Origin of the sequence: Rodentibacter sp. Ppn85 (assembly GCF_001999335.1) — a bacterium.
Taxonomy (GTDB): Bacteria; Pseudomonadota; Gammaproteobacteria; order Enterobacterales; family Pasteurellaceae; genus Rodentibacter.
This window is the reverse complement of record NZ_MLHS01000052.1, coordinates 1-23,818: the sequence shown is the minus strand read 5'-3', so window position 1 is coordinate 23,818 and position 23,818 is coordinate 1. Positions and strand designations below refer to the sequence as shown.

Genomic DNA, 23,818 nt, shown 5'->3' with positions numbered 1-23,818 from the left:
GGAAGGTCGTCATCTCCGGTGAGGTGGCAGGACTTCAAATCCTGTTGAGGACGCCAGCGTTCTCGGGTGGGTTCGACTCCCATGACTTTCCGCCAAATAATCTTAAAAATCCCCTAATTTCAACCGTATTTTTCCTCATTTCTGTGAACTATATCAAAGTTTTTTTTATAGAAAAAAACTAATATATTTACTGTATTTTCAATTTCCGAGGAGTAATTATGACAAGTTCAGAACTCATGCTTGAAGGGTTTAATTTAATGTTTGCGGGAATGGGGTTTGTTATCTTTTTTCTATTCCTGCTTATCTATGCTATTGAGTTTGCCTCGAAAATCATCAATCGATTCTTTCCCGAAAGCGAGTCTCTAACTTCATCACACCCCACCCAAGCACAATCGACCGCCGTGTCGAAGGTCGATGATATAGCTCGCTTACGTCCGGTTATTGTTGCGGCGATTGCCCATCACCGCCGCCAACAAGGATTAAAATAACATTTTTCATTTATATAGGCTAAGGAAGAGGTATTTTATGACTGCTCAACATAAAAAAATTGTTATCACCGATGTGGTATTGCGAGATGCACATCAATCACTTTTCGCTACCCGTATGCGTCTTGAAGATATGCTTCCCATTGTATCCGCATTGGATGATATCGGTTATTGGTCTTTAGAAGCATGGGGTGGGGCGACCTTTGACAGCTGTATCCGTTTTTTAGGCGAAGATCCTTGGCTGCGTTTGCGTGAGTTGAAAAAAGCCTTGCCGAAAACCCCGTTGCAAATGCTTTTACGCGGGCAAAATTTGTTAGGTTATCGCCATTATGCCGATGATGTAGTGGATCGTTTTGTAGAACGTGCAGTCATCAACGGAATGAGCGTATTCCGTGTATTTGATGCAATGAATGACCCCCGTAATATGCAACAGGCATTAAAAGCCGTTCGTAAACAAGGCGGGCATGCACAAGGAACCTTAAGTTATACCACCAGCCCGGTGCATACATTACAAACCTGGCTGGATACCACAGAACAATTATTAGAAATCGGTATCGACTCTCTAGTGATTAAAGATATGTCGGGCATTTTAACACCAATGTCCGCCTATGAATTAGTCAGTGAAATCAAAAAACGTTACGATATTCGCCTCCATTTACACTGCCACTCCACCACCGGTATGGCTGAAATGGCATTATTAAAAGGTATTGAGGCGGGTGCCGACGGCATTGATACCTCAATTTCCTCTATGAGCGGTACTTATGGGCATCCTGCCACTGAAGCGTTGGTCGCCACCTTACAAGGTACGGGCTATGACACGGGCTTAGATATTCTTAAACTGGAAAAAATAGCGGATTATTTCCGTACCGTTCGTAAAAAATATGCGAAATTTGAAGGTCAATTAAAAGGCGTTGACAGTCGCATTTTAGTAGCACAAGTACCGGGCGGAATGCTCACTAACCTTGAAAGTCAACTCAAGCAGCAAAACGCCTCGGACAAACTCGACCAAGTGTTACAAGAAATTCCACGAGTTCGTGAAGATCTCGGCTTTATTCCGCTTGTTACCCCTACTTCACAAATTGTCGGCACACAGGCTGTGATTAACGTATTAATGGGCGAACGTTACAAAACTATCGCAAAAGAAACCGCCGGAATTTTAAAAGGCGAATATGGTCGAACACCGGCTGCGGTGAATGCCGAATTGCAAGCACGCGTATTAGAAGGCGCGCAACCTATCATTGACAGACCGGCGGATCATCTTGCTCCGGAAATGGATAAACTGACCTCTGAAGTGAAACAACTGGCGAAAGAAAAAGGCATCAAGCTTGCGGAAAATGAAATTGATGATGTACTTATTATGGCGTTATTCCCGCAAGTCGGCTTGAAATTCTTGGAAAACCGCGACAATCCTGCCGCCTTTGAGCCAGCACCAATCGCCGACAAAGCAACGGAAAAAACCGCAGAAAAACCAACCGCACTTTCAACCGCAAGATCAAGTGAACCGGCAGTTTATACAGTGGAATTAGAAGGCAAAGCCTTTGTCGTAAAAGTCAGTGAGGGCGGAGATGTAACCAATATCACTCCAGCGGCATCTACGGCTCAAACCTCCTCGGCACAGCCTGCACCGTCTCCTACAAGTGTAAGCACGCCGGTTACCGCACCAATGTCCGGTAATATTTGGAAAGTAGTTGCAACGGAAGGACAAACTGTCGCAGAAGGTGACGTGTTACTCATTCTCGAAGCCATGAAAATGGAAACCGAAATTCGTGCGTCTAAAGGCGGAGTCGTCCAAAATATCGCCATTAAAGTCGGCGATGTCGTTACCGTAGGCGATACTTTAATGACTATCGCATAAATGATTAGGTGGTAAATATGGATAGTATCATTGCATTGTTTAAGGGGATGGGAATTATGCACCTAGAATGGGGGCAAGCCGTTATGATCGGGGTAAGCTTGCTCCTGCTTTGGTTGGCGATCTCCCGAAAATTTGAACCGCTGTTATTACTGCCTATCGGATTTGGCGGGCTATTATCCAATATCCCGGAAGCCGGAATTGCGATGACGGCATTGGATAATCTGCTCCACTCAGGTTCGGTACAACAACTTGCGGTTATTGCTGCAAAACTTAACACGGTGGCAGATCTGGCAGCCATTAAAGAGGCATTGAATAGTGCATTACCCTCACAAATTGCCGAGCTGGAAAGCCTAGCCGGTGATATGGGCTATACCGCCGGTATTCTCGCCTTATTCTATAAAGTGGCTATCGGCTACGGAGTTGCGCCGCTTGTCATCTTTATGGGCGTGGGCGCAATGACAGATTTCGGTCCGCTTCTTGCCAATCCAAGAACTTTGCTGCTAGGTGCTGCGGCTCAATTCGGTATTTTCACCACCGTATTAGGGGCATTGGCATTAAACTGGTTTGGTATCATTTCCTTTACTTTGCCTCAAGCAGCGGCTATTGGCATTATTGGTGGCGCAGACGGCCCGACGGCAATTTATCTCACCAGTAAACTCGCCCCGGAATTACTCGGTGCAATCGCAGTGGCGGCTTATTCTTATATGGCGCTCGTGCCGTTAATCCAACCACCGATTATGAAAGCCCTCACCACAGAAGAAGAACGGAAAATCCGTATGGTGCAGCTTCGTCCTGTTAGTCAGCGTGAGAAAGTGCTATTTCCAATCATCCTGTTGTTACTGGTTGCTTTGATTTTACCGGATGCCGCACCGTTATTGGGAATGTTCTGCTTCGGTAACTTAATGCGTGTCAGCGGTGTTGTAGAGCGGTTAAGCGATACCACTCAAAATGCCTTAATCAACATTACCACTATCGTATTGGGATTATCTGTCGGGGCAAAATTGGTGGCGGATAAATTTTTACAACCGCAAACTCTAGGGATTTTATTACTCGGCGTGATTGCCTTTAGTGTCGGTACGGCAAGCGGCGTATTAATGGCGAAATTAATGAATAAATTTAGCAAAAACAAAATCAATCCGCTTATTGGCTCTGCCGGTGTTTCTGCCGTCCCGATGGCAGCAAGGGTATCCAATAAAGTAGGATTAGAAGCGGATCATCAAAACTTTTTACTGATGCACGCCATGGGGCCAAATGTAGCAGGTGTGATTGGCTCGGCTATCGCAGCCGGTGTGATGTTGAAATATATTGCCGGAATGTGATGTTCTAACGTAAAAAAAGTGTGGTCATTAATTCTCTCGAAAATATGACCGCACTTTGATTCAAACCAACTATTAAAAATTATTTTTTCTCACCAATTGGCAATACCGTTATGCCGTAGGATTCATTTAACACCTCAGCCGCAGCCAGATAGAATGCGCAAAGTGCTGTGATTAAACCTAAGTATCCCCCTACGTTCACAATGGCATGGTTGCCGGTCGCATCGCCGATTGCTAAAGCATAAAACGTAAGTGTAAGAAAAAAGAAAATCGCTTGTAATGCACGCGGTTTCGGGAAAGTGGCTAAGAACATCATTAACGTGAACGTTCCCCAACATCCTAAATACCAACCAACAAATTGTGCGGAGGTTTCACCTTTAAAGAAAGCGACAAATAACGCCCAAGACCACCAGAACGCACCATAGCTGATAAATGCGGTAAAGCCGAAAGTATTACCTTTTTTAAATTCAAACATTCCGGCGATCATTTGTGCCGTTCCGCCAAAAGCAAACGCCATGCCGAATACTAAACCAAGATTCGTGCTATCAAATACGCCTGCGTTAATTAAACAAAGTAACCAAGTGGTTAATGCAAAACCACATAATCCTAATGGCCCCGGATTTGCTAAACCGTCTTTTGTTGACATAAAAATTTCCTCAAAATAATAAAGTATAAGGCGCGCGATTATGGCTGAAATTGATGAATAAATAAATAGTGTGATGAAGAAATTTTTAATAATAATGAAGAGGATGTGGAAGATAAAGTAGCACGAGCTAATACCCAAACAATCCGTACGACAAAAACCAGATAATGTTACGGAAAACCAATAAGTAAAATGAAAAGTGCGGTCGGTTTTGAACTATTTTACAAACCTACCGCTCTTTTTTATGCCTTCACCACAAATTTTAATCTTACATTGTCGTAAATCCAGTTGAAAATCAAAGCATAAACCATAATTAAAATTGTCAACCCGATATCCGCCATCAACGCTTGCCATAAAGTGAGTTGCAAAAAGTAGGCAATCATCGGTATGGTTGCAACCAAAAGACCACCTTCAAACATAACCGTATGGAATATTCGCATACCAAGACCGCGAGTTTCACGGGGAGCGGTAAAGATCTTGTCAAAAATACTGTTAAAAATAAGATTCCAAGCCATCGCAACCAGTGATATTAATATACCGACACCGAGTGCCGCACCACCCTTTTCCGGACTGACCAAAAGCATTACAGTAGCAGATACTCCCACCGCGCCTATTTCAAATAGCGCTGAATGTAAAAGTCGCTCTTTTAGCGTCATCATAATAAATTCAAAAATTGACCGCACTTTTACCTATTTATACACCTTTTTGACGATTCGGCAAAAATAATGCAAACCCTAATCCTATTAACGCTGGTATTAGCCAAGGTAAGGAAATAGTGGCAAACGGAAGATAATTCACCCATTCCGTGAGTGCTGAAATATGAAATTGTTTTCCCAATACACTTACCACTGAAATCAAAGTAACAAGTGCAATAGTTAATTGCATACCGAGCTTTGATAAGGCAAGCCATTTATTGACAATCACCAACATTACAATGGCAATAGTAATCGGGTAAAGAATTAATAACACCGGTAATGAAAATCGGATAATTGCATTCAATCCTAAATTCGCAACTGCCAACCCGAGCAAGGTAAAGATTGTCGCATATACCCGATAGGAAAAACGGGGAAAACGGTCGGCAAAAAACTCAGCAGTGGAGACAATTAACCCTGCTGTGGTGGTAAAACAAGTCATTACCACCATCACGGCTAAAAACCATTGGGCGGACTCGCCAAAAATCGCCCGTGTGGCTTGAGATAAAATATACACGCCTTCATTAATATTGCTGTTCATCACTTCTGCCGGCACGGGAAAATGATTACCGAAATAAGCCAAGCCGATATAAAGCACACTAAACCCTAACGCCACTACAATGCCCACTAACCAGATTGTCGCCACATATTCTTTGCGAGAACTAAAACCAAGCTGTTTTAGAGTTTGAACCGCGACAACACTAAATGCAACAGAAGCAAGCGCGTCTAACGTGTTATAACCTTCAATAAATCCCGTACCAAATGCGCTTTTTGCATAGTTCCCTACGGCGGATTGAGGAGGATTCGTACCATATTTTGTAATCCCGAGCACAACCAGAATAACAATTAATAAGGCAAAAATAGGGGTGAGAATGCGCCCGATACTATCTAAAATTTTAGAAGGATTAAGGGAGATAAAATAAGCCGCAGCAAAATACAATAGGGTAAAAACGACTAACCCGGTTTCGCTCATTTCTTTGGAGAGCATTGGGGAAATACCCACTTCATAGGCAACCGTGGCAGTACGTGGAATGGCAGAAAAAGGCCCGATTGATAGATATAAAATCACTAAGTAAAGGGTCGCAAACCAAGGGGAAATTTTCTGAGAAATTTCATCAACATAGCCTTTCGGATTTAACATACCAATGATCAAGGCAAGAATAGCAATACCGACACCGGATAGCACAAAACCTAAAATCGCCGACCAAAACTGCTCGCCCGATAGTACGCCTAAACTTGGTGGAAAAATTAAATTGCCGGCACCAAAAAACATACCGAATAACAAAAGCCCTGTTAAACTTGCTTTTTTAATCATAACTATCATTTTGTCTGTAAATAATGGGCGGCGAGTATAGCACGATAACAAGAGGCTGTAATTAGAGGCTATAGCAATTTTTGGCTGTAAAGCAGGTAAAACCCGGCCTAAAAGAAATAAAGTGCGGTTAATTTTATGGGATTTTCCCATTTGACGATTATGCCAAAACTTCTATAATTTTCTTTATTTGGAGGGGCTATGTTTTTTATTTATATTTTAATTGCATTTATTGCAGGAATGGCGCTTGCTTCCCAATCTGCAATTAACACCCAACTTGCCAAAGCGGTGGGTAACGAACCCGTCGTCGCGACATTTATTTCCTTTGCGGTCGGAACAATTCTGCTCTTTTTCATTGCTTTATTCAAAGCGGATTTATGGCTAGGTTTAAGCTCACTGCCCCATCAACCTTGGTGGAAATTATTGGGTGGTGCGCTGGGTGCATTAGCAGTGTTTACTACAATATTGCTTGCCCCCAAACTCGGTATTACCGCAATGTTATTTTTTATTATTATCGGACAATTACTCGCGGCTACCGTTATTGATAATTTTGGCTTAATCGGTATGCCGGTGCGGGAAACCAATATCACGAAATTAATTGGTTTGTTGATCGTTGGGTTCGGATTGATTTTTTACTTTTTTGGCGATAAATTACTCGCCTTAGTAAAAGGATAAGTGCGGTCAAATTTAAATAGAATTTTAATCTTTAAATACTCAGATTAAACATTGTTATTTTTCCCTTTGCTATCGTTTTAATAAATATTGAAAAAGCCGATTGCATTCATTAGTATCAAATTCTTCTTTCGTCGCATCATCTTAATAAGGGGGAAAATATGACAAAGAAACTCTTACCGATTCTCTTCGCTTTAGCTTGTTCAAAAATGGCTTTTGCCGACAATGCGCTCGTTTTACAAACCGATTTCAGTTTGAAAGACGGTGCGGTCTCTGCCATGAAAGGGGTCGCGTTTTCAGTGGATGAAAAGCTAAAAATGTTTGATTTAACCCACGAAATTCCACCTTATAATATTTGGGAGGCGGCCTATCGTTTATATCAAACCGCCCCTTATTGGAAAGCGGGAACTGTTTTTGTGAGTGTTGTTGATCCCGGTGTCGGTACGGATCGCAAATCAGTTGTCCTGAAAACCAAAACAGGGCATTATTTCGTGACCCCCGATAACGGCACGTTAACCTTAGTTGCGGAGCATTTAGGCATTGAATCCGTAAGAGAAATTGATGAAAAGAAAAATCGCCTTGCCGGTTCTGAAAAATCTTATACTTTCCACGGGCGTGATGTGTATGCTTATACGGGGGCAAGATTAGCCTCCGGTACGATTTCATTTGAAGACGTGGGGGATGAGTTAGACAAGAAAGTGTTGGATATTCCCTATCAAAAAGCAGTATTGGAACAGGGCCATTTAAAAGGCAATATTCCTATTTTAGATATTCAGTACGGTAATATTTGGACAAATATTAGCGATGAACTATTAGAGCAATCCGGCATTAAGAAAGGAGATCCGGTTTGTGTTGAAATAAAAGACGGTAATCAAATTAAATATACGGGGAAAATGCCTTATGTCAGTAGCTTTGGCGATGTGCAAGAGGGAAAACCGTTGCTTTATTTAAACAGTTTACTGAATGTGTCATTTGCCTTGAATATGGATAGTTTTTCTAAAGCTCATGGTGTTTATTCCGGCGCAGACTGGAATGTCGATTTACACAAATGCCAATAGCGATTCGACAATTTACATAGCAGTCTTTACACTTTTCAATAAACTTTCAATATATTGCTAGAAGAGATGAAAAAGCCAAACTCCGCAAAAAGTTTGGCTTTTTAGTTAAAGTTCCAAATTAAAATAATCAGCTAAATTTACATTCCTACACTATGCGAAGTATTTTTCTAAATCTTCGCTACCGCCAATATAATCACCACCGATAAATATTTGTGGAACACTGGTTTTGCCGGTAATTGCGCGTACAGAAATTGTACTTGCATCACGGCCTAATACGATTTCTTCGAAAGTATAACCTTTTGCTTTTAATAACGCTTTTGCTTTCGCACAGAACGGACAACCCGGTTTTGTGATAATAGAAACTGACGGTTTTGCAGTCCAACCTGGAACTAAATATTTCATCATAGTATCCGCATCGGATACTTTGAACGGATCGCCCGGCTCTTCCGGCTCAATAAACATCTTTTCTACAATACCGTTTTTCACCAGCATAGAATAACGCCAAGAACGTTTACCAAAGCCTAAATCTTGTTTATTCACTAGCATGCCCATGCCTTCGGTAAACTCACCGTTACCATCCGGAATCACGGTAATATTTTCCGATTCTTGATCGGCTTTCCAAGCATTCATCACGAAAGTATCATTTACAGAGATACAGATAATCTTATCCACACCGGCGGCCTTAAATTCACAGGCTAATTCATTATAGCGTGGTAAATGTGTTGATGAGCAGGTTGGAGTAAATGCGCCCGGGAGTGAAAATACAACGACAGTTTTATTATCGAATAATTCGCTTGTAGTGACATCAACCCAAGCATCGCCTTGGCGGGTATGAAATGTAACACTCGGTACTTTTTTACCTGTCATATCGGTTAAAGCCATATTTTTCTCCTTATTTTTGACACGAATTTTATTCGTGCGTGGATTATATTCAAAGTTATGATATAGTTACAATCAATTAATTCTATTCTTTTGATTGACTTTTTCTATAAGGAAGTTCCCAATGAATATTCGTGATTTAGAATACTTAGTTGCATTATCTGAACACAAACATTTTCGTCGCGCGGCAGATTCTTGTAATGTGAGCCAGCCGACATTAAGCGGACAAATCCGCAAACTTGAAGATGAGCTCGGCATTATCTTATTAGAACGTACCAGCCGTAAAGTTCTTTTTACCCAATCGGGTATGCTTCTTGTAGAGCAAGCCCGCACTGTTTTACGTGAAGTAAAACTACTGCAAGAAATGGCAAGCAACCAAGGAAAAGAAATGACCGGGCCGCTGCATATTGGGTTAATCCCGACCGTCGGACCTTATCTGCTTCCTTATATTGTGCCGACCTTAAAAGAATCCTTCCCTGATTTAGAGATATTTCTATATGAGGCACAAACACACCAATTATTGGAACAACTTGAAACCGGACGGTTGGATTGCGCAATTTTAGCGCGCGTCCAAAAAACCGAGGCATTCATTGAAGTGCCTATTTTTGAAGAGAAAATGTTACTTGCCGTTTCAGAAGATCACCCTTTAGCGAAAGAGAAAAAACTTTCCATGAAACAGCTTACCGGTCAAGAAATGCTTATGTTGGATGACGGTCATTGTTTGCGTCATCAAACATTAGATTATTGTTTCACCGCAGGGGCAAAAGAAAATTCACATTTTAAAGCAACAAGCCTTGAAACACTGCGAAATATGGTTGCTGCCAATGCAGGCATCACATTTATGCCTGAACTTGCCGTGAGAAATGAAGGTTCGCGTAAAGGGGTAAAATATATTCCCTGTCATTCTCCCGAGCCGGCGCGTAGTATCGCATTAGTGTATCGTCCGGGTTCGCCGCTGCGCAATCGTTATGAGCGTGTCGCAAGTGCGGTCAGTTCTAAGGTTAAATCTATTCTTGCCGGAGCAAAATAATGGCGGGCATTCGTGCAATTCAAAAAGAAAAAACACGCCGAGCACTGGTAGATGCCGCATTTAACCAGCTTAGTGCGGAAAAAAGTTTTTCTAATTTGAGTTTGAGGGAAGTCGCACGTGAAGCCGGTATTGCACCGACCTCCTTTTATCGTCATTTTAGCGATATGGACGAGCTCGGTTTAGAAATGGTCGATGAAGCGGGATTGATTTTACGTCAACTTATGCGTCAAGCCCGCAAACGTATTGATGCCGGAGGTAGCGTGATTTCCGTTTCTGTTGATACTTTTTTTGAATTTATTACTAACAGCACAAACGTATTTCGCCTATTACTACGGGAAAGTTCAGGCACTTCCCAAGCATTCCGTACTGCGGCTGCACGTGAAATTAAACATTTTGTGGATGAACTTACGGAATATATTGCTCATAGGAATCAATATCCTCAATATATCGCTTATGTTCAGGCGGAAGGTATCGTAACGATCGTATTCACTGCCGGGGCGAATGCCTTAGACATGAGTAAACAAGAGCGCGAACAGCTGAAACAGCGTGTAATTCTACAATTACGCATGATGGCAAAAGGTGCTGATTTCGCCGCTCAAAAAGAGAAATACGCACATCACAAAGAAAAGTGACAAAAAATCAACCGCACTTTTTCCATATTGAAGGAACAAACTTTACAAAAAAAAGCGTTGCGAATATTCGTCAACGCTTTTTTAATACAGATTAGACTATTTGCCGTCCCATGCCTGAATCGCATCTAAACGTGCTTTCACTTTGCTTTGGGTATCTCCCTTGAAGTAGTCTTTTTTCAGACCGCCTTCCCAGCCGCCATAGTTTGCATTCGGCAGCACAATATACGTTTTACCAAATTTTGTTTTATTTTTGGCTACAAAATCTCTTCGTTCAGCATTCAGTTTACCGTGCACCGAATTACCGAAGTCATCCAGATTATCACCTATATAAAGTATGATTTCATAACCTTGTTTTTCAATTTCAGCAAAACGTTCCGCTTTGGATGATTTATCTTTTCTTAAATAAAATGCGGATTCCTCTACGCCATTAAAGCCCAAACGCTTCATATCATCAATCGTGCCGGCTTTTTCCGTACTGTCTTTACGATTTGTGACATAGAATACTTTTCCTTTGTGAGAGTTTACGTAGTTATTAAACTCTACCGCCCCCGGTACTGCACGGGACTGGCGTGCTTCAACCCAACGAGTCCAATCTTTACCGTCGAAAGGTTTATTATTTTGTACCTGCCAACCGGCATAAGGACTGTTATCCAACATGGTTTCATCTAAATCCACGACAACCGCTTTTTTCTTACCTTTTGCCACTTTGGCATGATCAAACGCCACTTTCGCCGCATTATATGCTTGATATGCTAAAGCTTGATATTCACCGGAATCTTGCATCCAGTTCAATCCCAACACCGCTTGTTGTTGTAATTGAGCAAGAGCCTGTTCTTGCGAATCCATTTTGTGTGCACAACCGGCTAATACAAAAGCGGAAATTGCAGCAAATGTGGTTAGTTTTAATGTTTTTTTCATCCTATTCTCCTCAAAAAGATAAAATAAAGTGAAAAAAGTATAGCAAGTTTTATGTAAAATTTGCCGGAATTTCACTTTATTGACAACGAATTATCATAAATTTGTGATTAAGATCACATATAAGATGAAGATAATCCAAAAACGCAGGAAAAATAGACCGCACTTTCCCATCGCCTTTATTGTCGTTTCAGGATAAACTATGGGCATTTTTTACAATCTTTCAGACAAAATTTATGCGGATATTTATTGCGATTCTTGTCGGCATTCTTGCCATCTTTCAATACAACTTATGGTTTGGCAAAAATGGCTACTTTGATTACAAAAAAGTTTCAACACAAATTACTGAAAATAAGGCTGAAAATGAAAAGTTAGTGCAGCGAAATCAAATGATCTCGGCAGAAATTCAAGGATTAACAAAGGGGTTTGAATCCATAGAAGAGCGCGCCAGAATGCAGCACGATATGGTAAAAGAAAACGAAACCTTCTATCACATTGTGAAAGAGCATAAATAATGTCACGAAAAATTATTGCTATTATCCCGGCTGCCGGTATCGGTTCTCGCATGAAAGCGGGAATACCTAAACAATATTTAACCATTTTAGGTAAAACGATTTTAGAACACACATTGAGTATTATGCTCAATCATGGCGCAATTTCTCGAATTATTGTCGCTCTCGGCAAAGATGATCCCTATTCCCCCACGCTATCTATTCTCTCCCATGAAAAAATTCAACTCGTGGAAGGCGGAAATTCCCGAGCGGAATCGGTTTTAAATGCACTGAATGCTATTTTTGAAGAAAATGCCTGGGCATTGGTACACGATGCGGCGAGACCCTGTTTGACGGAAACAGACCTAAATAAACTGCTAGAAATTAATGACGATCACGGCGCTCTTCTCGCAACTCCCGTAACCGATACGATCAAGAGAAGCGACGCAACCGGCACTATAATGACAACAGAAGATCGTTCACAACTTTGGCAAGCTCAAACACCACAATTCTTCCGAGCGGATTTATTGAAAAACGCAATCTATAACGGATTGGCACAACGAAGGGTTATTACGGATGAATCCTCTGCGATGGAACTTGCCGGATTTCGACCGCACTTAGTGGCAGGAAGAAGCGACAATATTAAAGTGACAAGACCTGAAGATTTGGCTCTTGCGGAATTTTATTTAACAAGGAAAACTCGATGATAAGAATTGGACACGGCTTTGACGTACACGCCTTTGGCGAAGACAGACCACTCATTATCGGTGGTGTCAAAATTCCCTACCATACCGGTTTTATTGCTCACTCTGACGGCGATGTCGCCTTGCATGCACTAACTGATGCCTTATTAGGTGCGGCAGCGCTAGGGGATATTGGGAAACTTTTTCCTGATACTGATATGCAATATAAAAATGCCGATAGCCGAGGTTTGCTACGGAAGGCTTTTCTCCAAGTAAAAGAAAAAGGCTATAAGGTTGGTAATGTGGACGTCACTATTATTGCTCAAGCCCCTAAAATGCGCCCTTACATTGATGATATGCGGGCAGTAATTGCCGAAGACTTGACCTGCAATATTGAACAAATTAATGTGAAAGCGACAACAACAGAAAAATTAGGTTTCACAGGACGAAGTGAAGGCATTGCTTGTGAAGCAGTCGTGCTACTTATGAAATAAATTTAACAATATAAAATCAAGGCGCAATGAAAATTGCGCCTTTTTTGTTTGAATTAATTTTAAAGCTCACATTTTGAACTGGGGTGCTCGCTCATTATGGTTTAGAGCATAGCTTTAAAATTTAATTACACACTACTCTATCGTATTAGTAATTTTTTGACATTTCTTTATCTACAACTACAGGATCAACATAATAAACTTCTGGAATATCCTGCTTGTTAAGTTGTTTTAATGCACTTTCAATCGCTACGGCAACTTGTTTTTTCGGTAGCTGATCAATAGTATTTTGCATTTTTCCTTGTTTAACATATTCAATTGCAAGAGGGATACCGTCATATCCTGTCACGAGCACTTTTCCTGCTAAGCCTGCATTTTCTACAGCAGTAACAGCTCCAATCGCCATATTATCGTTTGCTGCAAAAATACCACTAATATCCGGGTGAGCGGTTAAAATATTACTCGTTACATTCAATGCTTGTTCAGTTTCCCAATTTGCCGATTGCGATGCCACTATTTCAATTTCAGGTGATTCTTTAAATGCTTTTAACGCCCCTGCTTTACGTTGTTCGCCGTTATCGACACCGGGGATTCCTTCCAACATTGCTAATTTACCCTTGCCGCCGATTGCTTGTACTAAATTTTTGGCAGCCAAATATCCTCCTAAAAAATTATCCACGCCGACATAATTAAATTTTAAATTTGCTTTCTGTGCGGCTGCCGCATCCAAACGAACATCTAAATCAATAATTGGAATACCCGCTTTTTCTGCCTTTTGAAAAGCAGGAATAAATGCGATGGAATCATTAGGCGTGACAATAATTGCATCTACTTTTTTAGCAATCATATTTTCAACAAGACCGACTAGTTGCTCTGTTGAGTCTTCTTTCTCTGCGACTTGGATTGTTAAGTCAACATTCATTTTCTTAGCGGTTTCTTCGGCTCCTTGCTGCATTGAAATAAAATATTCATTACTAAGTGTTTTCATTAATAATGCAATTTGTGGCTTATCCGCTGAATAACTGTTATTAGATAAAGCAAACATCAATAAACCGGTAGAAATCATATTGCGTAAAAAAGTTTTTTTCATAACGCCCTCCCTCTATATATGTATGTATGGTTTAAATAAGTCATTTCACTAGAATAAACAACTTTACTAGTGTTAGCAGTCTAACATTTTTGATAATAAAAACTGTGATATATATCTCATTTATATTATTAAAGTTATTTATATTTCTTTATTTTTATCTTTTTGAGAGAAAGATCACATTTTTAATCTATAAAATCCTTTAACCTATGTTTAGTCTTTAAATGGAATTGTAAGGGAGAGAACGATGACTATAGATTCAAAAGCAATCTTAGAACTCCATAACGTAAGAAAAAGTTTTTTCGGCATTGATATTTTAAAAAACATTAATCTTACAATTAATGAAGGTGAGGTTCATTGTTTAGTTGGTGAAAATGGTGCAGGTAAATCTACATTATGTAAAATAATTGCCGGAATCTATTCCAGAGATAGCGGAGAAATCACTTATAAAAACACTTATTATCTCCCTAAAACAGTTAAAGAAGCTCAAACACTGGGAATAGGATTTATTCATCAAGAGTTAATGTTAGTTCCTCAATTGACCGTATTAGAAAATATTTTTTTAGGTTTGGAAAAGAAACGTGCCGGTGTGCTGATGGATTGGCGCGGGATGCGAGAAAAAACACAAAAAATCATTAATGAGTTAGAGCTAGATATTCGTCCTGATGATTTAATCTCCAATCTATCCGTTGCACAACAACAAATGGTTGAGATTGCTAAAGCAATTTTTGGTCAATATAAAGTAATTATTTTTGATGAACCGACCTCGTCAATATCAAGAAAAAATACTCAAATACTTTTTAAAATTATTCGGCAACTAAAAGAGAAAAACGTTGCAATGATTTATATTTCTCACAGATTAGAAGAATTTGAATATATTGCGGATAAAGTTACAGTGCTTAGAGATGGAGAAATTACCGGTACAATTCCATATAAAGAAACTTCTCCGGAAGAAATTGTTAAATTAATGGTTGGTAGAGATATTGATTTTAGTAAATATCAAAGAGAAAACTGCTTTCATGAAGAAAAATTAAGGGTAGAAAATATTAGCAATAAAAAGCTCAAACAGATTTCATTCAAACTTAATAAAGGTGAAATTCTTGGCTTTGCCGGCTTAGTAGGTGCCGGAAGAACGGAATTACTGCGTGCAATCTACGGAGCTGATGAATCGAGCGGTGATGTTTTTATTGATAATAAAAAGGTGAATATTTTCTCTCCGGAAGATGCCGTTAAAAATAAAATCGGATTTATTACAGAGGATCGAAAGTCGCAAGGGTTAATTTTAGGATTAAGCATCCGTAAAAATATTACGTTACCTATATTAAAACGTTTTTGGAAAAAGTTTTATTTGGATAAGAAAATAGAAAAGCAGTTAGTTGAAAAAAATAGAACTAAATTAAAAATAGTATCTAGAGATCAAGAGCAAGAAACAAGAACGCTATCGGGAGGAAATCAACAAAAAGTTATTATTGCAAGGTGGTTAGAAAGTGGTGTGAATATTCTATTTTTTGATGAACCTACAAGAGGAATTGATATTGGTGCGAAATCTGAAATTTATGATTTGATGCGAATATTTGTTAAACAAGGTGGCAGTATTATTATGGTGTCATCAGACTTACCGGAATTAATTACGATGTCTGATCGGGTCATTGTTATGCGTAATGGTGAAAAAATAGAGGAAATAACTAAACGAGACGAAATTAATGAAGAAAATCTTATGCGTTTAATGATTGGTGTTTAATAAGAATTGGAGGAATTATGAATAAACTAAAAAAAATATTTTCTAAATTAGGCATTGGAATTATCTTATTCATTATGATCGTTGGAATGTCCTTAGCCCATGAGGTATTTTTATCCTCTAATAATATGCTAAATATATTATTACAAGTTTCTGTAATCTGTATTATTTCAGTTGGTATGACTTACGTTATATTAACTGGTGGAATTGATTTATCTGTAGGCTCTATTGTGGCGTTAAGTGCGGTTTGTTTAGGCTTGTTTATTCACTCCGGATTAAGTTATTTAGGGGATAATCCATCCGACTTTGCTATCACAATACTTGTGTTATTATCCATTCTCGGGGCAATTCTTGTAGGGGCGATTTGTGGTTATATTAATGGCTTTCTTATCGTTTATTGTAAAGTTACTCCGTTTATCACAACGCTAGGTATGATGGGGATTGCTCGAGGATTAGCATTAACACTTTCTGATGGTAAAACGATCTATAATTTTCCAGATGCATTACGATTTTTTGGTAATGGTAAACTTGAACTCACAGAACAAATCCATATTCCCATTCCCGTTATTATCGCCATTATCGTTGTATTGGTGAGTTATTATGTATTAAGCCAAACTATTTTTGGTCGCCAAATTTATGCGTTAGGGGGAAACCGTGAGGCGGTTCGTTTATCCGGTATTAATGTAAACCGATTAGAAATAAAGGCTTACGTGATCAATGGTGCGTTTGCTGCAATCGGTGCGGTTATTTTAGTGGGACGATTAAATGCGGCACAGCCAATTGCAGGTACGGGTTATGAATTAGATGCGATTGCAGCAACAGTCATCGGCGGTACAAGTTTAATTGGTGGAATTGGTTCTGTCATCAGTACCTCTATCGGTGCCTTAATTATGGGGGTATTACAAAACGGACTAACATTACTAAATGTTACCTCTTATTTACAGCGATTGATTATTGGGCTAGTTATCGTCCTTGCCGTATTTTTAGATCAAGTTCGTCGTGGAGAAGTTTCGATGAGCCATTTTAAATCTATTTTCTTTAGAAGAAGTTAAATCATTAGGAGAAAACTATGGCATATTATTTAGGTATTGATTGTGGCGGAACCTTTATTAAAGCCATGTTATTGGACAGTGTTGGAAATATTCTCTCGTCATCAAGACAAAACTCCCCAATTATAAGTAAAAAGGAAGGTTATGCCGAAAGGGATATGGCTAAATTATGGCTAGATTGTGTCAAAGTCATAAAGACGGTTATAGCTCAAGCTAATATCAGCCCGAAACAAATTAAATCTATTGGAATATCTGCTCAGGGTAAGGGCGTATTTCTATTAGATAAGGAAAAGAAACCTTTAGGAAATGCGATTCTTTCCTCGGATCAAAGAGCGCGTAATATTGTCAAAAATTGGGAAAAAGAGCATATTCATCATTGGCTCTATCCGAAGACTTATCAGCCACTCTGGGCAGGTCATCCGGTCTCAATTCTACGTTGGTTGAAAGAAAATAATCCCGATCGTTATAAAAATATTGGTACAGTTTTGATGTCCCATGACTATCTTCGATTTTGTTTAACAGGTGAACTACATTGTGAAGAAACCAATATTTCTGAATCTAATTTATACAATATGATAACGAAAGATTATGATATTGAAATTACGAGTAAATTAGGTATTGCTGAAATATACGACAAACTCCCACCATTGGTAAAATCAAATCAAATAATCGGTTATATCACACGAGAAGCGGCAGAATTATCCGGTTTAGAAGTAGGCACTCCCGTAGTCGGAGGATTATTTGATGTTGTTGCTTCAACATTATGTGCAAATCTCACTGATGAAAACAAGCTTTGTGCGATTTTAGGCACTTGGCATATTGTTAGTGGAATAACAACACATTTTGCAGATGAACAACAAAGACTGGTTCACGGCCGTTATCCGGAAACGGATAAACTGATTATTCATGACGACAGTCCTACTTCTATTGCAAATTTAGAATGGTTCATTGAACAATGTGCCCCCTTAACTTATGAAAAAATTAATGTTCTTGTAGATAGTGTAAAACCGGAATCAAATTCAATTTTGTTCATTCCATTTTTATATGGATCGAATGCAGGAAATATAAAAGCCGGATTCTATGGAATCCAGTCCCACCACACAAAATCAGATTTATTACGTGCAATTTATGAAGGCGTTATTTTCAGCTTAATGACTCACATAGAAAATATGAAGAAAAAGTTTCCTCATACTCAAAAATTACACATCATGGGAGGAATAACAAAATCACAAATATGGCTACAAATGTTAGCTGATATTACGGGAATGACATTAGAAATTTCCGAAATAGAGGAGCCTGGCTGCTTGGGTGCAATATTAGTTGCGATGCAAGGTATCGGAATGGACACGAAATGTATCATTAATAAGTTAACTAATATTAAATATATAGAACCAAATAAAGAAAACTATGCCATATATCAACAAAAATATGAAAGTTATACTAAGTTAATCAATGCACTTAAAACCTTATGAGTGATCGCATGACAATAGATAACACTAAAGCAAGTTTCAGAATAAAAAAGTTAGAATTACTTTTAAAGCAAATGGACAAAGTTCACCTACGTGAAGCTTCTGCCATTCTAAATGTTTCAGAGATGACTATTCGTAGAGACTTGGTTTCTACAAAATCAATGAGCTTGTTAGGGGGATACATTATTAACGAAGTAAAAAATAATTATTTTCTCTTAGAACAGCAAGATAAAAATGTAATAGAAAAAATGGAAGTCGGAAAGTTGGCCGTTTCGCTAATTGAAGACGGAGATGTCGTATTTTTTGATTGTGGAACAACTATTACTTCTTTAGCTTCACAGATATCTGATGAAATTAAATTTACAGCAATATGTTGCTCTATTAATACCTTCATGATTTTACAGGAAAAAATAAATTGCAATATTATTTTATGCGGCGGTCATTATTCGAGAGATAATTCATTAGTAACCTCAATTCAAAACTCTTCCGTACTAGACTCGATATGTACAACTAAAGCATTTATCGCAACTTCCGGTGTTGATAAGCAACAAGGGCTCACTTGTTTTAGATTTAGTGAGGCTCAAGTAAAACAAAAAGCGATGGCAAAAACACAAAAGAAAATCCTTGTTTTTGATCATACTAAGTTTAAAAAAGTTCATTCCGCTTATATTGGTCAACTTGATGAGTTTGATCTAATAGTCTGCAATAGACCGATCCCAGAAGAATTTGGAATACCAAACGAAAGGGTTTGGAGGAGATAAATAAGTTAAGAGGCAAGAGATTAATGCAAGATATTCAATCGAAATACGAGAGTTTCTTTTTTAGATTAACTTTATAGGAACGGAGCATATTTTGTTTCGGCGTAAAACGCAGGTAAACACAGAACATACACCAGCCTAATGATCATATACTAAATAAGAAACCCTCCTTATATAACCGATAACTTTTACACTTTTTCTTCTAAAAGTGCGATAGGATTTTCTTCAGTTTTTTCTGTCTCTTCAGTTTGAATAGACATAGCATGGCGTAAGCTTTCTTGGCGAATTTGTTCCGCCATTGCTTTATCACCGGCTTGTTCAAAAACATAAGCAGCCATCATTGTATCGTTAGATTCGAGTTGTTTCGGGCAGGCGATGACTTTCTTAAAAGCCTCTGCCGCTTTAGCAAATTCGTTATTACGCACATATAAATAACCAAGTGCACGATTAATGCCACAGCATTGATTTTCATCAGCGTGTTTAGCTCGCTTTTCCATTATCTTGATTAATTTTGTATTATCAGTCGGCTGTAAACGGGTTATTTGAGTACAAAGTGCCGGACTTAGCGGTGTATTATCACCCCATTTTTTCAATGCTTCTAGGGTGAATTCATAGGCCGATTCGTGATCATTACAATCGATTAAGCGTTGAATTAACGCCACTTTTAAACCTAAATCGTTGCGACGACGGCGAGGCTGCGCCCCCCACCAAGCAAGTAAACCATCCACACCTTCTTCATTCATTTTTTCATCAAGTAAACCATTTTCAGTCTTAACCTGTACAATTTTAAACTCATCGGGCGAATATAAACCTGAGCGCTGAATTAAATCCAAAATGTTATCAAGCGCCTGATAAGCTTTAGATTGCGTATAAATCTCAACCGCTAATTTTAAGACTTCTTTATTTCGATCTGTCATCTCCAACAAGCTGTCTACCGAGCTACGTGCTGCCGGTAATTTATTTTGTTGTAATAGAATTCGGGTACGGGCAATTTCAACAAGTAAATTATCCGAACCGGCAAGTTCGGTTGCTTCAATTAAATAACGGTTTGCGCTAAATTCATCACCACGCTGTTGCGCCGCTTCGGCCGCTTTAATTAGATTTAAAATAGGTTCGTCAGAATGTTTTGCATTCTTACCGATAAGTTTCTCAGCTTTGGTGTAATCCCCCTCGTCCATTTTCATTAAACCTTCAAGGGTTTGTTTTTGTGCTTTAACACGCTTACGGCGAGAAAACCAGCTGTAAGTATTGTTACTTAAACGCAAGAAACGGCTAATAATCCACTCTATGGCATAAACCACCGCAAGGGTAGCAACAAATAAAATCATGAGTGTCGTGATAGACATTTCATAAATATTACCTGCTGTTTCAATACGAACATAACCTTGCTGACCTGAAAGATACGGACCTGCAATCAGTCCCGCAAGTAAAGCCAGCATTAAAAATAGTGTTCTAAACATAGTCTATCCTTATTGTTGAGGCTCAATGGTTGGTTTTTCATCCGCAGAAGATTCATCCTGATTAGCTTGCCCCTCTTTCACATTACTTGATTTTGTCGGTTCGTCAAAAGATTTTTCAGATTCGATCTCAACTTTTTTCACATCCATAGGCGTACGATTGAGATATTTATCAAGTAAGTTCAAACTTTGTAGTTGATTCGGAACATCGACATAAATCGATAATTCCATTAATTCATCAATAGATTTTAAGAAATTCTGTGTTACTTCCGTATTGGTATCAAAATAGCTGCGTACCCAAGTTGCTACCGCATCCAAGGATTGTTTATATAAATCATTTTGTTGACGCGATACCGCCATAATCGCTAACTGTAAACGTAAGCGAATGTTTTCACGCAGATAAATGTCTTGGTTAGGAGCAAGTAATTCTTTTTTATCCGCACCTTGTTTTGGTGTAATTCGGATAAAATGATTCAAAAAAGAAACCGCACTTTTTTCTGCATTAGCCTGCCAATCGTCCAAAGAATCGGACAATTTGGTCGAATCGGAAACATCATCAAAATTAACGTTCAGCAAAGGCAATTCATCCACTGAATTAGCTAGCTGGGAAAGCTGTTGCATTACCGAATTTTGATCAATATTATCCACCGAAAGTAACTGCTTAAGATCTTGGCTAATTGCTGCACGAATCGCTATTGATTCCGAATTATTCACCTTCATTAAAGTTTCATTAGCCAATTTCAATAGAGAAATTCCCGTCTCTACATCACTGTCTAATACTAACTTACGTAACGCATTGTTAAGTAAAAAATCCGCTTCTGAAAATAACCAATCGTTAGGCTGTTGAGCTACTGCTTGCTTACTCACTACTTCAAGTTGGTGACGCAATGCCCCTAACTCCTGATCTTTTGCTAAAACCAATTGCTCAACTTGATTCAACTTATTTTGTGTTGCGGAAATATTTTTTTCAAGAGTCTCAACCTGTTCAGGTTGAACACTCTCCAAAGGAGTTGACGAAACATTAGTAATTTTTCCTTCAAGTGCGGTCAATTTTTGCTGAATTTCACCCACTTGCTGCTGCCCTAAATAATAGCCGGCTCCCCCTACACCTAACGCAATTAAAATAGCCAACAGACTTAGCCCCGTTCCGCTTTTCTTCACAATGGTTTGAACCGGTTGGGAATTTGTTTCAGTTGTGGTCTCAATGGTACTTTCTACAGTATCATCAAGGTTTTCTGCTACTTCATTTGATTTATTTTTCGCCATATTCATTCCTTATTAGGTCATTTAGCTAAGTAATGTCTTCAACAAACTTTGGTTATCCGCTTTTGGAGAGAGGACGACGGTTTGCCAACCTTGGGATTTTGCTACATCGGCAATACGGGCACTCACCGTCACTAACTTACAACTTTTCAGCCAGCTTTGTTCAGCTTCAGGGACAAATTTAATTAATGCATGTAAAATTTCTAAACTGGTGACCACTAATGTATCCACACCGGAACGTTTATAAATACTGCTTTGTTCATCATTATTATAGATTATGGGCTCTCGACGGTAGCATTCCACCGTTTCTACCATTGCCCCTCGTTTTTTTGCTTGTTCAGTAAAATACTCACGCCCGCCATTACCGCGTAAAATTAAAATCTGTTTTCCATTAAGCGGTTGCATTTGAGGAAGAGCAAGCAAACCCTCACTATTTTCTTGTTCAATGGGGTAGCGTATAGATTGTTCGCTTTGACAGGAAAAATGCTGTGCGGTTCTTTGCCCGACAGTAAAGTATTGTAAATCTTCACGCCAATGAAAGCCGACTTCTTTTAGCGTTTTAACGGAAAAATCAACCGCACTTTTAGATACCAAAAAGACATAATCACCGGACTTTAATCGCTCAAGTTTCCTCGGTAGGGTTTCCAGCTCTTTACCACTTTCAAAAGTAAATAAAGGTAAATACAACGCCACCCTACCGGCTTGATTGAGTAAATCAGCCAGCTGTTTTCCACGTTCATCAGGGCGGGTGACAAGAATCGCCATTACTTATCTCCTAATGCATAAACTTTGGCAAGAATACCAGCGGCACCTTGTGCGAGCAGTTTTTCTGCAATTTGAGTGCCTAATTCTTCCGATTTTTCAACCGCACTTTTGCCTTCCGCCCGAATAATTGATGAACCGTCAAGTTCACCAACAAGGGCGCGTAAATAAATCTGACCATTTTCAAGAACCGCATATCCCCCGATAGGCACTTGGCAACCGCCTTGCAAACGTGCATTCATTGCTCGTTCCGCTTTTACACAAAGCGTTGTTTCGTCATCAGCAAGCGGGGCAAGTAACGCCTGAACGAGACGATCATCGGTTCGACATTCAATCCCAACGGCGCCTTGTCCAACCGCCGGCAAAGAAGTTGTCACCTCAATAAAAGATGCAATACGCTCCTTCATCCCCAGACGAATTAGCCCGGCAGCAGCCAAAATGATTGCATCGTATTCTCCATTATCCAGCTTGCTTAATCGAGTCCCCACATTGCCACGTAAAGAACGAATATCTAAATCCGGTCGTAACTTTTTTAATTGGCATTGACGGCGTAAACTTGACGTACCGACAATCGCTCCTTTCGGTAAATCATCAAATAACACATAGCGATTGGAGACAAAGGCATCACGCGGATCTTCACGCTTACAAATAACACTTAGTCCAAGGCCCTCAGGAAATTGCATTGGAACATCTTTCATGGAGTGTACAGCAATATCAGCCCGTTTTTCTAGTAGTGCATTCTCTAATTCTTTGACAAATAAGCCCTTCCCACCAATTTTAGCTAAAGGAGTATCAAGAATGACATCCCCTTTTGTCACCATTGGAACAAGCTCCACCGTTAAGGCTGGGTGGATTTTTTCTAAACGTTCTTTTACAAAATTAGCTTGCCATAACGCGAGCGGACTTTGGCGCGTTGCTATTTTTAGAATAGTTGATGTTGTCATAACTGTTAATATGTCAGCAATTTGCCCTTTATCCTATCACTCTTAGGAAAAAAAGTCAGTTTTCATTTAGCTTTTCTATCAGTTAAATCGTATCTATACAATATAAAAAAGTGATACGAAAAAGGCAGATCCTTCGA

Annotated in this window: 24 protein-coding genes and 1 tRNA gene; 15 read left to right on the top strand and 10 right to left on the bottom strand. The window is 39.3% G+C overall.

Annotated elements, in window-relative coordinates; genetic code table 11:
• From BKL51_RS09085 to BKL51_RS09070, 4 genes are all read left to right on the top strand, one after another.
• A tRNA-Sec gene (locus tag BKL51_RS09085) sits at positions 1–95 on the top strand.
• Positions 96–218: 123 nt separating this feature from the next.
• Positions 219–488: an oxaloacetate decarboxylase subunit gamma gene (locus BKL51_RS09080; protein WP_077466377.1), complete on the top strand. Its 270-nt coding sequence runs from the start codon at positions 219–221 to the stop codon at positions 486–488.
• A gap of 37 nt (positions 489–525) precedes the next feature.
• Positions 526–2,340, top strand: coding sequence for a sodium-extruding oxaloacetate decarboxylase subunit alpha (gene oadA / locus BKL51_RS09075; RefSeq protein ID WP_077466376.1), 1,815 nt, complete (start codon positions 526–528; stop codon positions 2,338–2,340).
• 17 nt (positions 2,341–2,357) lie between these two features.
• Complete coding sequence (locus tag BKL51_RS09070) at positions 2,358–3,659, top strand: sodium ion-translocating decarboxylase subunit beta (protein ID WP_077466375.1); 1,302 nt, start codon at positions 2,358–2,360, stop codon at positions 3,657–3,659.
• A gap of 79 nt (positions 3,660–3,738) precedes the next feature.
• On the opposite strand, the gene BKL51_RS09065 is transcribed toward BKL51_RS09070, so the two are convergent.
• The 3 genes from BKL51_RS09065 to brnQ all read right to left on the bottom strand — a co-directional run bounded on the left by BKL51_RS09065 (position 3,739) and on the right by brnQ (position 6,306).
• Positions 3,739–4,302, bottom strand: coding sequence for an acetate uptake transporter family protein (locus tag BKL51_RS09065; protein ID WP_077466374.1), 564 nt, complete (start codon positions 4,300–4,302; stop codon positions 3,739–3,741).
• 239 nt (positions 4,303–4,541) lie between these two features.
• A complete protein-coding gene (locus BKL51_RS09060; protein WP_233127112.1) occupies positions 4,542–4,982 on the bottom strand; it encodes a PACE efflux transporter in 441 nt (146 codons plus the stop codon).
• A 10-nt stretch (positions 4,983–4,992) separates the two neighbouring features.
• Entirely contained in the window at positions 4,993–6,306 is a 1,314-nt protein-coding gene (gene brnQ / locus BKL51_RS09055; protein ID WP_077466387.1) for a branched-chain amino acid transport system II carrier protein, read from the bottom strand.
• A 198-nt stretch (positions 6,307–6,504) separates the two neighbouring features.
• Here brnQ and BKL51_RS09050 point away from each other — a divergent pair, with 198 nt between their 5' ends.
• Both BKL51_RS09050 and BKL51_RS09045 read left to right on the top strand, forming a co-directional pair.
• Positions 6,505–6,978: a DMT family transporter gene (locus tag BKL51_RS09050; protein ID WP_077466372.1), complete on the top strand. Its 474-nt coding sequence runs from the start codon at positions 6,505–6,507 to the stop codon at positions 6,976–6,978.
• Between the two features lie 158 nt (positions 6,979–7,136).
• On the top strand, positions 7,137–8,033 hold the full coding sequence (locus BKL51_RS09045; protein WP_077466371.1) for an S-adenosyl-l-methionine hydroxide adenosyltransferase family protein: 897 nt from the start codon (positions 7,137–7,139) through the stop codon (positions 8,031–8,033).
• A 150-nt stretch (positions 8,034–8,183) separates the two neighbouring features.
• Here the strand turns inward: BKL51_RS09045 and BKL51_RS09040 are convergent, their stop codons facing one another.
• Positions 8,184–8,915: a glutathione peroxidase gene (locus tag BKL51_RS09040; protein WP_077466370.1), complete on the bottom strand. Its 732-nt coding sequence runs from the start codon at positions 8,913–8,915 to the stop codon at positions 8,184–8,186.
• Between the two features lie 121 nt (positions 8,916–9,036).
• Between BKL51_RS09040 and oxyR the strand changes: the two genes are divergently transcribed.
• Positions 9,037–9,942 (top strand): DNA-binding transcriptional regulator OxyR, encoded by a 906-nt coding sequence (gene oxyR, locus BKL51_RS09035; RefSeq protein WP_077466369.1) that lies wholly within the window; start codon positions 9,037–9,039, stop codon positions 9,940–9,942.
• Complete coding sequence (gene fabR / locus BKL51_RS09030) at positions 9,942–10,574, top strand: HTH-type transcriptional repressor FabR (protein WP_077466368.1); 633 nt, start codon at positions 9,942–9,944, stop codon at positions 10,572–10,574. The genes oxyR and fabR overlap by 1 nt, the downstream gene beginning before the upstream one ends.
• A gap of 96 nt (positions 10,575–10,670) precedes the next feature.
• On the opposite strand, the gene BKL51_RS09025 is transcribed toward fabR, so the two are convergent.
• A complete protein-coding gene (locus BKL51_RS09025; protein ID WP_077466367.1) occupies positions 10,671–11,492 on the bottom strand; it encodes a 5'-nucleotidase, lipoprotein e(P4) family in 822 nt (273 codons plus the stop codon).
• A gap of 233 nt (positions 11,493–11,725) precedes the next feature.
• Here BKL51_RS09025 and ftsB point away from each other — a divergent pair, with 233 nt between their 5' ends.
• From ftsB to ispF, 3 genes are read left to right on the top strand one after another with little or no spacing between them, the layout of a single operon-like run.
• On the top strand, positions 11,726–12,004 hold the full coding sequence (gene ftsB / locus BKL51_RS09020; protein WP_077436616.1) for a cell division protein FtsB: 279 nt from the start codon (positions 11,726–11,728) through the stop codon (positions 12,002–12,004).
• Positions 12,004–12,687, top strand: coding sequence for a 2-C-methyl-D-erythritol 4-phosphate cytidylyltransferase (gene ispD / locus BKL51_RS09015; protein ID WP_077466366.1), 684 nt, complete (start codon positions 12,004–12,006; stop codon positions 12,685–12,687). Before ftsB ends, ispD begins: the two co-directional genes overlap by 1 nt.
• Positions 12,684–13,157 (top strand): 2-C-methyl-D-erythritol 2,4-cyclodiphosphate synthase, encoded by a 474-nt coding sequence (gene ispF, locus BKL51_RS09010; protein ID WP_077466365.1) that lies wholly within the window; start codon positions 12,684–12,686, stop codon positions 13,155–13,157. Before ispD ends, ispF begins: the two co-directional genes overlap by 4 nt.
• Positions 13,158–13,302: 145 nt before the next feature.
• Here the strand turns inward: ispF and BKL51_RS09005 are convergent, their stop codons facing one another.
• A complete protein-coding gene (locus BKL51_RS09005; protein ID WP_077466364.1) occupies positions 13,303–14,244 on the bottom strand; it encodes a sugar ABC transporter substrate-binding protein in 942 nt (313 codons plus the stop codon).
• A 244-nt stretch (positions 14,245–14,488) separates the two neighbouring features.
• Here BKL51_RS09005 and BKL51_RS09000 point away from each other — a divergent pair, with 244 nt between their 5' ends.
• The 4 genes from BKL51_RS09000 to deoR are packed head-to-tail and all read left to right on the top strand — an operon-like array spanning position 14,489 to position 19,258.
• A complete protein-coding gene (locus BKL51_RS09000) occupies positions 14,489–15,982 on the top strand; it encodes a sugar ABC transporter ATP-binding protein (RefSeq protein WP_077466363.1) in 1,494 nt (497 codons plus the stop codon).
• Positions 15,983–15,999: 17 nt separating this feature from the next.
• The gene (locus tag BKL51_RS08995) at positions 16,000–17,031 is read left to right on the top strand and encodes an ABC transporter permease (RefSeq protein WP_077466362.1); all 1,032 of its coding nucleotides are present in this window, start codon (positions 16,000–16,002) and stop codon (positions 17,029–17,031) included.
• A 17-nt stretch (positions 17,032–17,048) separates the two neighbouring features.
• Positions 17,049–18,500, top strand: coding sequence for an FGGY-family carbohydrate kinase (locus BKL51_RS08990; protein ID WP_077466361.1), 1,452 nt, complete (start codon positions 17,049–17,051; stop codon positions 18,498–18,500).
• Positions 18,501–18,508: 8 nt separating this feature from the next.
• Positions 18,509–19,258 carry a DNA-binding transcriptional repressor DeoR gene (gene deoR, locus BKL51_RS08985; RefSeq protein ID WP_077466360.1) on the top strand — a complete coding sequence of 250 codons (750 nt, stop codon included), beginning with the start codon at positions 18,509–18,511 and terminating at the stop codon, positions 19,256–19,258.
• A gap of 185 nt (positions 19,259–19,443) precedes the next feature.
• Here the strand turns inward: deoR and BKL51_RS08980 are convergent, their stop codons facing one another.
• From BKL51_RS08980 to hemC, 4 genes are read right to left on the bottom strand one after another with little or no spacing between them, the layout of a single operon-like run.
• Entirely contained in the window at positions 19,444–20,715 is a 1,272-nt protein-coding gene (locus BKL51_RS08980) for a heme biosynthesis protein HemY (protein WP_077466359.1), read from the bottom strand.
• 9 nt (positions 20,716–20,724) lie between these two features.
• On the bottom strand, positions 20,725–21,978 hold the full coding sequence (locus tag BKL51_RS08975; RefSeq protein WP_077466358.1) for a uroporphyrinogen-III C-methyltransferase: 1,254 nt from the start codon (positions 21,976–21,978) through the stop codon (positions 20,725–20,727).
• 21 nt (positions 21,979–21,999) lie between these two features.
• Entirely contained in the window at positions 22,000–22,740 is a 741-nt protein-coding gene (locus BKL51_RS08970) for a uroporphyrinogen-III synthase (RefSeq protein WP_077466357.1), read from the bottom strand.
• Positions 22,740–23,681, bottom strand: a complete 942-nt coding sequence (gene hemC, locus BKL51_RS08965; RefSeq protein WP_077466356.1) for a hydroxymethylbilane synthase — start codon at positions 23,679–23,681, stop codon at positions 22,740–22,742. The genes BKL51_RS08970 and hemC overlap by 1 nt, the downstream gene beginning before the upstream one ends.
• Between the last annotated feature and the right edge of the window lie 137 nt (positions 23,682–23,818).

What these genes read in the sequence shown, in the direction of transcription:
- BKL51_RS09080 (WP_077466377.1), top strand. Translation starts at nt 219, where the DNA reads ATGACAAGTTCAGAACTCATGCTTGAAGGGTTTAATTTAATGTTTGCG.
- oadA (WP_077466376.1), top strand. Translation starts at nt 526, where the DNA reads ATGACTGCTCAACATAAAAAAATTGTTATCACCGATGTGGTATTGCGA.
- BKL51_RS09070 (WP_077466375.1), top strand. Translation starts at nt 2,358, where the DNA reads ATGGATAGTATCATTGCATTGTTTAAGGGGATGGGAATTATGCACCTA.
- BKL51_RS09065 (WP_077466374.1), bottom strand. Translation starts at nt 4,302, where the DNA reads ATGTCAACAAAAGACGGTTTAGCAAATCCGGGGCCATTAGGATTATGT.
- brnQ (WP_077466387.1), bottom strand. Translation starts at nt 6,306, where the DNA reads ATGATTAAAAAAGCAAGTTTAACAGGGCTTTTGTTATTCGGTATGTTT.
- BKL51_RS09050 (WP_077466372.1), top strand. Translation starts at nt 6,505, where the DNA reads ATGTTTTTTATTTATATTTTAATTGCATTTATTGCAGGAATGGCGCTT.
- BKL51_RS09045 (WP_077466371.1), top strand. Translation starts at nt 7,137, where the DNA reads ATGACAAAGAAACTCTTACCGATTCTCTTCGCTTTAGCTTGTTCAAAA.
- BKL51_RS09040 (WP_077466370.1), bottom strand. Translation starts at nt 8,915, where the DNA reads ATGGCTTTAACCGATATGACAGGTAAAAAAGTACCGAGTGTTACATTT.
- oxyR (WP_077466369.1), top strand. Translation starts at nt 9,037, where the DNA reads ATGAATATTCGTGATTTAGAATACTTAGTTGCATTATCTGAACACAAA.
- fabR (WP_077466368.1), top strand. Translation starts at nt 9,942, where the DNA reads ATGGCGGGCATTCGTGCAATTCAAAAAGAAAAAACACGCCGAGCACTG.
- BKL51_RS09025 (WP_077466367.1), bottom strand. Translation starts at nt 11,492, where the DNA reads ATGAAAAAAACATTAAAACTAACCACATTTGCTGCAATTTCCGCTTTT.
- ftsB (WP_077436616.1), top strand. Translation starts at nt 11,726, where the DNA reads ATGCGGATATTTATTGCGATTCTTGTCGGCATTCTTGCCATCTTTCAA.
- ispD (WP_077466366.1), top strand. Translation starts at nt 12,004, where the DNA reads ATGTCACGAAAAATTATTGCTATTATCCCGGCTGCCGGTATCGGTTCT.
- ispF (WP_077466365.1), top strand. Translation starts at nt 12,684, where the DNA reads ATGATAAGAATTGGACACGGCTTTGACGTACACGCCTTTGGCGAAGAC.
- BKL51_RS09005 (WP_077466364.1), bottom strand. Translation starts at nt 14,244, where the DNA reads ATGAAAAAAACTTTTTTACGCAATATGATTTCTACCGGTTTATTGATG.
- BKL51_RS09000 (WP_077466363.1), top strand. Translation starts at nt 14,489, where the DNA reads ATGACTATAGATTCAAAAGCAATCTTAGAACTCCATAACGTAAGAAAA.
- BKL51_RS08995 (WP_077466362.1), top strand. Translation starts at nt 16,000, where the DNA reads ATGAATAAACTAAAAAAAATATTTTCTAAATTAGGCATTGGAATTATC.
- BKL51_RS08990 (WP_077466361.1), top strand. Translation starts at nt 17,049, where the DNA reads ATGGCATATTATTTAGGTATTGATTGTGGCGGAACCTTTATTAAAGCC.
- deoR (WP_077466360.1), top strand. Translation starts at nt 18,509, where the DNA reads ATGACAATAGATAACACTAAAGCAAGTTTCAGAATAAAAAAGTTAGAA.
- BKL51_RS08980 (WP_077466359.1), bottom strand. Translation starts at nt 20,715, where the DNA reads ATGTTTAGAACACTATTTTTAATGCTGGCTTTACTTGCGGGACTGATT.
- BKL51_RS08975 (WP_077466358.1), bottom strand. Translation starts at nt 21,978, where the DNA reads ATGGCGAAAAATAAATCAAATGAAGTAGCAGAAAACCTTGATGATACT.
- BKL51_RS08970 (WP_077466357.1), bottom strand. Translation starts at nt 22,740, where the DNA reads ATGGCGATTCTTGTCACCCGCCCTGATGAACGTGGAAAACAGCTGGCT.
- hemC (WP_077466356.1), bottom strand. Translation starts at nt 23,681, where the DNA reads ATGACAACATCAACTATTCTAAAAATAGCAACGCGCCAAAGTCCGCTC.